The 8841-nt window shown below is 41.6% G+C and carries 8 protein-coding genes and 1 pseudogene; 7 read left to right on the top strand and 2 right to left on the bottom strand.

Annotation, left to right across the window (positions count from 1 at the left end; all coding sequences use genetic code 11):
• The first annotated feature begins 152 nt into the window (after nt 1-152).
• Both GNF10_RS32650 and GNF10_RS32645 read left to right on the top strand, forming a co-directional pair.
• A complete protein-coding gene (locus GNF10_RS32650) occupies nt 153-785 on the top strand; it encodes a hypothetical protein (protein WP_185581991.1) in 633 nt (210 codons plus the stop codon).
• A 410-nt stretch (nt 786-1195) separates the two neighbouring features.
• Entirely contained in the window at nt 1196-1516 is a 321-nt protein-coding gene (locus tag GNF10_RS32645; protein WP_185581076.1) for a KGG domain-containing protein, read from the top strand.
• A gap of 192 nt (nt 1517-1708) precedes the next feature.
• On the opposite strand, the gene GNF10_RS32640 is transcribed toward GNF10_RS32645, so the two are convergent.
• Both GNF10_RS32640 and sufR read right to left on the bottom strand, forming a co-directional pair.
• Nucleotides 1709-1969, bottom strand: coding sequence for a hypothetical protein (locus GNF10_RS32640; protein WP_185581075.1), 261 nt, complete (start codon nt 1967-1969; stop codon nt 1709-1711).
• 58 nt (nt 1970-2027) lie between these two features.
• Nucleotides 2028-2711, bottom strand: a complete 684-nt coding sequence (gene sufR, locus GNF10_RS32635; RefSeq protein WP_185581074.1) for an iron-sulfur cluster biosynthesis transcriptional regulator SufR — start codon at nt 2709-2711, stop codon at nt 2028-2030.
• A 250-nt stretch (nt 2712-2961) separates the two neighbouring features.
• Between sufR and sufB the strand changes: the two genes are divergently transcribed.
• The 5 genes and pseudogenes from sufB to GNF10_RS39055 all read left to right on the top strand — a co-directional run.
• Entirely contained in the window at nt 2962-4401 is a 1440-nt protein-coding gene (gene sufB / locus GNF10_RS32630) for a Fe-S cluster assembly protein SufB (RefSeq protein WP_185581073.1), read from the top strand.
• A gap of 103 nt (nt 4402-4504) precedes the next feature.
• Nucleotides 4505-5296 carry a Fe-S cluster assembly ATPase SufC gene (gene sufC, locus GNF10_RS32625; protein ID WP_185581072.1) on the top strand — a complete coding sequence of 264 codons (792 nt, stop codon included), beginning with the start codon at nt 4505-4507 and terminating at the stop codon, nt 5294-5296.
• The gene (gene sufD / locus GNF10_RS32620) at nt 5296-6672 is read left to right on the top strand and encodes a Fe-S cluster assembly protein SufD (protein ID WP_185581071.1); all 1377 of its coding nucleotides are present in this window, start codon (nt 5296-5298) and stop codon (nt 6670-6672) included. Before sufC ends, sufD begins: the two co-directional genes overlap by 1 nt.
• A gap of 14 nt (nt 6673-6686) precedes the next feature.
• Entirely contained in the window at nt 6687-7949 is a 1263-nt protein-coding gene (locus tag GNF10_RS32615; RefSeq protein WP_185581070.1) for a cysteine desulfurase, read from the top strand.
• A 313-nt stretch (nt 7950-8262) separates the two neighbouring features.
• Nucleotides 8263-8400 (top strand): annotated as a pseudogene (locus GNF10_RS39055) (Uma2 family endonuclease); the annotation flags it as partial.
• Between the last annotated feature and the right edge of the window lie 441 nt (nt 8401-8841).

The following is an 8841-nucleotide window of genomic DNA, read 5'->3' as shown; positions in this document are numbered from 1 at the left end:
AAAACAAATTGAAATTTTATTACTAAAGATAGATTAAATAACTATTTCTATTGATAGATAGAAAATTAGATGATTTAGCTATTTAATTTTAAGCATAAACATGAATATATCTCAGATAAAGTTTGCGGAAACAGTACTGGAGAACATAAGCTATGTCATACGTAAATCGGACAGGTAATGACGTTATTTCTACTGAGCCTGTGGTAGCAGGGCGAGTAGCCGAGTATCACGACCTTGTTCGCTGGGGACCGATTATTTCGGGCTTACTAGTATCTTTAGCTACTCAACTAATTTTAAGTGCTATAATTGGTGCGGTTGCAGCAGGCACAGTTGAAGGTTCAGGTGCGCCCAGATCAATTGCTCCTAACGCTGCGGGTAATGCGGGACTTTGGTCAACTATCGCTTTGTTAATATCCTTATTTACTGGTGGTTGGGTTACAGCCCGTGCTTGTGGACCAATGAACCGTAATACCGCTCTTCTTAATGGTGCAATTCTTTGGGCAACGACTTTGGCAGTTAGCTCATGGTTGTTAGCAAGTGGAGTATCTGGGGCTTTTGGTGTTGCTGCTTCTAACGCTGGGGAAGTCATAAACCAGGTACAACAGCAAGGCGGTGTTAATGTACCACAAGCAAACATAAGTGCCCAACAAGCTCGTGATGCAGCAGCTAATTTACGTTCGGGATTATGGTGGTTTGTGTTTGGTTCTTTGTTGGGTTTAATAGCTTCAATGATTGGAGCCGTAACTGGCGCTCGTAATCCTCGTACTAACAATTACAATGCATAAATAATTGTTTGAAAAATCAAATGTTATTTATTTTTAAATAAAAACACCTTGAAAAAGGTGTTTTTTGTTTATTCTTTAAGGTTCGCGTTCTAGCGTCCGATTAATTCTTATATAGTAAAATTACTCTTTACTAGTACAGCGCGGCGTAAATAAACCAACCATTCGAAATCAACACAACTCTTATGCTGTATTCATTTTGACTTTTGACTTCCGCCTTGCGGTACTAGTACCTCTAGTTATATATCAAAAGTTAAGTATTAGTATCGAATGTTTCTTTCTAAAGAGTCATGAATGTAGAATCTTACATTAGCTAATTTAAAAAAGTCGATGAATTGATCAAAGAGAAAACCTAGACTGGGTTTTCACTTGCTAAAAAGGTAAAAATTTAGTTACTTACAAGGCCTACTATCATGGCAGAGACAAGCAAACGTGGTTTTGCATCGATGGATGATGACAAGCAGCGCGAAATAGCAAGTAAGGGCGGACAAGCTGCCCACGAGAAGGGTACTGCTCACGAATTTACATCTGAAGAAGCTCGTGAGGCTGGACACAAAGGTGGTGAAGCTGTAAGTCAGGATAGAGAACACATGGCTGAAATCGGTCGTGAGGGAGGTAAGAGTTCTCACAGCGGCGGTCGGAATCAAGATAGCGATAGTGAAGAAAAGGGTACTCAAGGAGGTACACCAGAACAACACGCTGAGGCAGGGCGGCAGAGTCACAAAAATCAATAAATAGACTCATCGTCGAGTATCTAATAGATTCTCGCTTTCAGATTTGACTTTAGGAAAAATTGTCAACATATCTTATCTGTAAATATCGCGCTTCTAAGAAACATTTCTATTCTTTAAAAGCGCGATATTTTGTTGTATAGTTATTTTTTCTAAATAAATAAATAAATGCAACGAAAATTTTATTACCGCAGATCACCATTTCAGATATGAACCTTCAACGCCCTCTTCACGGCGGATTTTACCATCTTTTTCAAACCAGGCTATTATTTGCTGTGCTGTCAAATCTTCAATAGCAATACCGTATTCTTGGGCAATATGCTTCAACAGCTTAAGTGATGAAATCGTCAATCTTGTTAAAAACTTTTCTGGGGAAGACAACAACGCCGCATCTACTTTTGCTGACTCTTCCAGAGTTAAAAATTGTGCTGATGGTTGCTGTGTTGGTACATCCATAAACGCTATCTCAAATTTAGTTGATTATTAAAGAGGGGGTAGTAGTTTTCACAAATGACTAATGACGAACTTGTACTAAATAGCCACAACGATGTTCGCCATCGATAATCCAGTGGGTGCGCTCTACGGTACAATCTGGCAATACGGCTGCAAACATTTCTAATTCGTGACCACAGATACTAGGAAAAGACTCGGCAACGTTAGAAATGGCGCAGTTATGCTCCATTAAGATAAAGCGATCGCACTCAAAGGAGTCATTCACATCAACAGCGTGATACTCCGCCATGAAGCCTTCCGCTTTTCTCAACTCTACTAAGTTGGCTACACGTTCTCGCAGTGAACCGTTACCGACGCGATCGCGGTATTCTTTAGCTTTGCGCTGCCATTGTTTCTCTAAAATCGATTTAAATTGGTCGTGTCCTACCGTTTCGGCTAAGGTGTCTAGCAGCGAAACCGCAAAATTTCCGCTTGCATCACCAAAGCGATCGCTCATTGTTCGATGCAAGCGATCGCGTCCTTGACGACTCAATTCATAAAGATGCTGCGGACGCCCCATCCCCGCCGCCTGCACTGATGTCGAATACAAAACTAGCTCCTCCGTCTCCAAATCTTTGAGATGGCGACGGATCGCTTGGGGGGTAACGTCTAAAACTTCAGCTAGCTCCAAAGCCGTTGCTTTTTCGTGTTTGTGCAGATACTCAAGGATATCTTGCTTGGTTGAGGACTGGTGGGTAGTCGCCATCTTCATGTGGTGCGAGACGTTCAGCGAACGCCCCAAAAATTTATTTGAAAATTTGACTTTGACAACATTGTTGTTGTTAATTTAGCGTAAAATGAAGATAGATTAAACAACATAGCTGTTGTTTTACTCTCCACCACTATTCTAGCAGCCGTGTAACCATTCCGTAACGGTAGATGGGAATCGGCTAAAGAAACCCCGTCTCCCATCCTTATAGAGAGATTCCAGTTCCGAACACGAGAGATTATTACTGATGAGTGCCACTGTCAAAACCTTAGTCAACCAACCCTACAAGTACGGCTTTGTCACAGACATTGAGTCCGACACCATACCGCGTGGACTAGACGAGGACGTTATCCGCTTGATCTCCTCTAAGAAGAACGAGCCACAGTTCATGCTGGACTTTCGCCTCAGAGCTTATCGCCAGTGGCAAAAAATGACGGAACCAACTTGGCCAAATGTCAAGTATCCGCCAATAAATTATCAGGATATCATTTACTATTCAGCGCCGAAACGTAAGAAAGAAAAACTAAACAGCTTGGACGAAGTTGATCCAACCCTTTTAGAAACTTTTGAGAAGTTAGGCATTTCTCTATCTGAACAGAAGCGGCTGGCAAATGTCGCCGTTGATGCAATTTTCGATAGCGTTTCTGTCGCCACTACATTTAAAGAAAAGCTAGCGGAAGATGGCGTTATTTTCTGTTCATTTTCGGAAGCGTTGCAAGAACACCCAGAATTGATCAAAAAATACTTGGGTAGCGTTGTTCCCATCGCTGACAATTATTTTGCCGCCTTGAACGCCGCCGTATTTAGCGATGGTTCTTTTGTCTATATTCCTAAAGGCGTAAAATGCCCAATGGAACTATCTACCTACTTCCGCATCAACTCTGGTGATACGGGACAATTTGAGCGGACTTTGATTGTCGCCGAAGAAGGTAGTTATGTTTCTTACCTCGAAGGTTGCACTGCACCGATGTATGACAGCAACCAGCTGCACGCCGCCGTTGTGGAACTCGTCGCTCTGGACAACGCCGAAATTAAATACTCCACCGTCCAAAACTGGTACGCTGGAGATGCTAATGGTAAAGGCGGTATTTACAACTTTGTCACCAAGCGCGGTTTGTGTCAGGGTGTAAATTCTAAGATTTCCTGGACTCAAGTAGAAACAGGTTCGGCAATTACTTGGAAATATCCTAGCTGTGTTTTAGTGGGTGATAACTCTGTGGGTGAGTTTTACTCGGTGGCGCTGACAAATCATCAGCAGCAAGCTGATACGGGTAGTAAGATGATTCACGTAGGTAAGAATACCCGCAGTACAATTATTTCTAAAGGAATCTCCGCAGGTAATTCTAGTAATAGTTACCGGGGTTTGGTGAAAGTTAATCCGACGGCTAAAGGGGCGAGAAATTATTCTCAGTGTGACTCAATGCTGATTGGGGATAATGCTCACGCGAATACTTTCCCCTACATCCAGGTGCAAAACAACACTGCGAAGGTGGAGCATGAAGCTTCTACTTCCAAGATTGGGGAAGATCAGTTATTTTACTTTGCTCAACGGGGTATTTCTTCAGAAGATGCTATTTCGATGATGATTAGCGGCTTCTGTAAGGATGTTTTTAATCAGCTACCGATGGAGTTTGCTGTAGAAGCTGATAAGTTGTTGAGTTTGAAGTTGGAAGGCAGTGTTGGATAAATGGAAGCAAGGATAAACACAGATACATCCGCGTTCTGTGTTTATCTTTAGGAAGAATAACGAACCACAGAGGCGCAGAGAGCGCAGAGAGAGAAGAGAGAAGATGATTATTGAAAATAGTGAAGTTGTGCTGTCAGTACGAAATCTGACGGCTAATGTTGATGGGACACCGATTCTTAAAGGTGTGAATCTGGATGTGCGATCGGGTGAAATTCATGCGATTATGGGGCCGAATGGTTCTGGTAAGAGTACCTTTTCTAAGGTATTGGCAGGACATCCAGCGTATGAGGTAACTGGCGGTGAGGTAATTTTTCAGGGACAAAATCTGCTGGAGTTGGAGCCGGAAGAACGCGCTAGAAGTGGTGTATTTTTGGCGTTTCAGTATCCGTTAGAAATTCCCGGTGTGAGCAATTTGGATTTCTTGCGGGTGGCGTACAATTCCCGTCGTAAGGCGCAAGGTTTAGAGGAAATAGACGCTTTTGATTTTGACGATTTGATTGAAGAAAAGCTGGATGTGGTGAAGATGAATCCCAGTTTCCTCAGCCGCAGTTTGAATGAAGGGTTTTCTGGTGGTGAGAAGAAGCGGAATGAAATTCTGCAAATGGCGCTGCTGGAACCAAAGTTGGGAATTTTGGATGAAACAGATTCGGGTTTGGATATTGATGCGCTGCGAATTGTGGCGAATGGGGTAAATCAACTGGCAAGTCCAGAAAATGCCACAATTTTGATTACTCACTATCAGCGATTACTTGATTATATTGTGCCTGATTTTGTGCATGTGATGGCACAAGGGCAGATTATCACCAGTGGCGGTAAAGAACTGGCGTTGGAATTAGAGTCTCGCGGTTATGACTGGGTGCTGGAAGAATTTGCAGCTGCTGGGGTAGGTGTGTAATGAGTATTCAAGTTTCTCCTAGTCCAATTCCTAATTCAAATGTAGTCAGTTTGACATCTACTTTTTTGGATAAAGATGTCTATCTAACTGAATTGTTAAATCAGGTAACTACACCCAAAACAGAGGGATGGTTACAGGAATTACGTGAAGGTGCTGCTAGTTGGGTACGCCACTCGACTGTTCCCACCACCCGCGAGGAAGAATGGCGGTTTACTGATTTGTCGTCTCTGCGAAAGGTGCAATTTAGTGTAGAGACGGGAAATTACGCGTCTCTAGAATTTGATATTTTGCCAGAAGCGGTTAATAGTCGTTTGGTATTTGTCAACGGCGTTTATGCACCGGAGTTATCAGCAGTTTCAGATTTGCCATCTGGAATTGTGGTGAGTAATTTGGCTGGCTTATCTGCGGTTGAGCAGGAAGGTGTACGGCAGTATTTAGCTCAAGCTGAGGGAGCGCAAGAAGTTTTTACTGCTCTCAATACGGCTGGGATAACTGATGCAGCTGTGGTGTGGGTGAAGAAGAATGTGGTAGTTGAGACACCAATTCACCTGGCGTTTATTTCGGTTGCGGGAGAGACGGCGACGATTTCGCAGCCGCGTTGTTTGGTGGTGGCGGAAAGTGGTTCGCAGGTGACGTTGGTTGAAGAGTATACGAACCGCAGAGGCGCAGAGAGCGCAGAGGAAGAGGGAGTATATTTTACTAACGCGGTTACGGAAATTTGGGTTGGTGACAATGCTGAGGTGAGTCACACTAGGATTGAGCGAGAAGGTGCAGAGGCTTTTCATGTTGGGAAAACTGCGATCGCACAGGCTCGTGATAGTCGATATACTTGTCATGCCATAACTTTAGGTGCAAAGTTGTCACGGCACAATTTGGAGATTTTACAAACTGGTGAGCAGACACAAACTACTCTCAATGGTTTGACGATAATTTCTGGTAAGCAGTTGTCTGATACTCACAGTGCGATCGCACTAAACTATCCTCACGGTACAAGTGACCAATTGCATAAATGTATTGTAGGCGATCGCGCTCATGCAGTGTTCAATGGTAAAGTTTTTGTACCCAAACTAGCGCAGTTAACAAATGCATCCCAGTTAAATCGCAATTTGCTACTATCGTCTAAAGCCAGAGTTGATACCAAACCCCAATTGGAAATTACTGCGGATAATGTAAAGTGCGCCCACGGTGCTACCGTTAGCCAATTGGAAGATGATGAAATATTTTATCTGCAAAGTCGGGGAATTGATGAAAATGATGCTCGGAAGTTGTTAATTAACGCCTTCGCTGCTGAAGTTATCAACCAAATACCGATTCCCTCTCTGCGAGAAATCCTTTTAAACACAGTGAATAATCTCAAGTCCCTGACTAATGAGTAATAACTAATCTACCAATGACTTTTACTCCTACCAAAACCCTTGCTGATAAAGTTCGCGCTGACTTCCCGATATTGCATCAGGAAGTCAACGAGAAACCCCTGGTTTATCTCGATAATGCTGCGACATCGCAAAAGCCTTTGTTCGTATTAAATACACTACGGGATTATTACGAACACTATAATGCTAACGTGCATCGAGGTGCCCATTTCCTGAGTGCCAAAGCTACTGATGCTTATGAAGGTGCTAGAGATAAAGTTGCCAAATTCATCAATGCTGCATCGCGTCAGGAAATCGTTTACACCCGCAACGCAAGTGAGGCGATTAACCTAGTTGCTTATAGCTGGGGAATGAATAATTTGCAGCCTGGGGACGAAATTATTCTTTCGGTGATGGAACACCATAGTAATATTGTGCCTTGGCAATTGATTGCACAAAAAACGGGTGCAGTACTCAAGTTTGTCGAATTAACACCAGAAGAAACTTTTGATTTAGAACAGTTTAAAAAGCTGATTTCTGAGAAAACTAAGCTGGTGTCGGTGGTGCATATTTCTAATACTTTGGGTTGTATTAACCCAGTAGAAGAAATTAGTGCGATCGCACACAGCTACGGTGCTAAATTTTTAGTTGATGCTTGCCAAAGTGTTCCTCATTACCCTGTTGATGTACAGAAGATAGATTGTGATTGGTTGGTAGCATCTGGTCATAAAATGTGCGCTCCAACTGGGATAGGATTTCTGTATGGCAAGTTGGAATTATTGGAATCAATGCCACCATTTTTTGGTGGTGGCGAGATGATTGCAGAAGTCTATTTAGACCATTCAACTTATGCAGAATTACCGCATAAATTTGAAGCTGGTACACCTGCAATTGGGGAAGCGATCGCACTTGGTGCTGCCATAGATTATCTTAGCAGTATCGGCATGGATAAAATCCACGCCTACGAAGCAGAATTAACGGCTTATTTGTTCCAACAATTAGAGCAAATTCCCCAAATTAGAATTTACGGCCCCAAACCAAATGCGAAAGGTGAAGGTAGAGCCGCTCTTGCGTCATTCACCGCCGGGGAAGTCCACGCCAACGACTTATCTACATTATTAGATCAAGAAGGCGTTGCTATCCGTTCTGGACACCACTGTACTCAACCATTACACCGTTACTTAGGTCTTGCTGCAACCGCACGAGCAAGTCTATCTTTCTACAACACCCGCGAGGAAATTGATATTTTCATCAAAGCACTGAAAGAAACTCTGGACTTTTTTGCAGGTTTCCTTGCTTAAAGTTACAAAATATTCAGATACTAATTGTGCCAACTATCAGCAACATATCTTGCTAATAGTTGGCACAATTTAACTATCTGGATTACTTATAGGAAAAACTAAAGCTTTTGAAACTTATTTTCATGGTCAAATGGTTGAAATTTACTTGAGCGAATATTATATTTATGATATATGTAAAATTATCGGGATTTTATCTAACATCCTGACAGAAGAAGTATTTTCACTAATCCCAAGGATTTTGTAAGTTTTGTGGCAGGGACTAAATCCCATTACAAATCTTAATTACGAATTACGAATTACGAATTATTTTAATATGCTTGTCAAGTCAACGCCTGCTGAACAAAGAACAGTGCTACAGAACATTAGCTGGGAAACCTTTGAAGCCTTGTTGAGAGATAGAGGATCTCGGTTTGCTTATGATTGCGGTGTTTTAGAAATCATGACCAGTATTATCTATCTTAGACGTGTGAGGATTGATAGATTGGTAAATATTAGTTCATAAATATTGGACAACTAATTTATTACTAAAACAAATATATATAGGAGTTTTGCCCAAATAGCTACTTGTGTAAATAGTTAAAATTATACTAAAATTTTTACGTATTATATCAATAATCATTCGGTCAATCATAGCGAGTTGCTACTTTTGTAAAGCAATAATAAGACCGTATTTTTACTGGGTTCTTAATAAACATTGGACATGGGTACTAAAAATCAGCTTTTGTGGTAGTTTTATCAGAAAAACCCAATTTTTTGCCCATAAACTTGGGTTATCAAGCTTTATTGAAAATTGCGACAGATATCCAATTGATGAATTTCTATTTGAATAGAATATATAGCTTTTATTAAAATGACTTTTATCAATTGAGAAATTTATTACACAATATTAAAT

The organism is Nostoc sp. UCD121 (assembly GCF_014222285.1).
Lineage (GTDB): Bacteria > Cyanobacteriota > Cyanobacteriia > Cyanobacteriales > Nostocaceae > Nostoc.
This window is presented reverse-complemented; position numbering and strand designations above follow the sequence as displayed.

What these genes read in the sequence shown, in the direction of transcription:
- sufB (WP_185581073.1), top strand. Translation starts at nt 2,962, where the DNA reads ATGAGTGCCACTGTCAAAACCTTAGTCAACCAACCCTACAAGTACGGC.
- sufR (WP_185581074.1), bottom strand. Translation starts at nt 2,711, where the DNA reads ATGGCGACTACCCACCAGTCCTCAACCAAGCAAGATATCCTTGAGTAT.
- GNF10_RS32650 (WP_185581991.1), top strand. Translation starts at nt 153, where the DNA reads ATGTCATACGTAAATCGGACAGGTAATGACGTTATTTCTACTGAGCCT.
- GNF10_RS32645 (WP_185581076.1), top strand. Translation starts at nt 1,196, where the DNA reads ATGGCAGAGACAAGCAAACGTGGTTTTGCATCGATGGATGATGACAAG.
- GNF10_RS32615 (WP_185581070.1), top strand. Translation starts at nt 6,687, where the DNA reads ATGACTTTTACTCCTACCAAAACCCTTGCTGATAAAGTTCGCGCTGAC.
- sufC (WP_185581072.1), top strand. Translation starts at nt 4,505, where the DNA reads ATGATTATTGAAAATAGTGAAGTTGTGCTGTCAGTACGAAATCTGACG.
- GNF10_RS32640 (WP_185581075.1), bottom strand. Translation starts at nt 1,969, where the DNA reads ATGGATGTACCAACACAGCAACCATCAGCACAATTTTTAACTCTGGAA.
- sufD (WP_185581071.1), top strand. Translation starts at nt 5,296, where the DNA reads ATGAGTATTCAAGTTTCTCCTAGTCCAATTCCTAATTCAAATGTAGTC.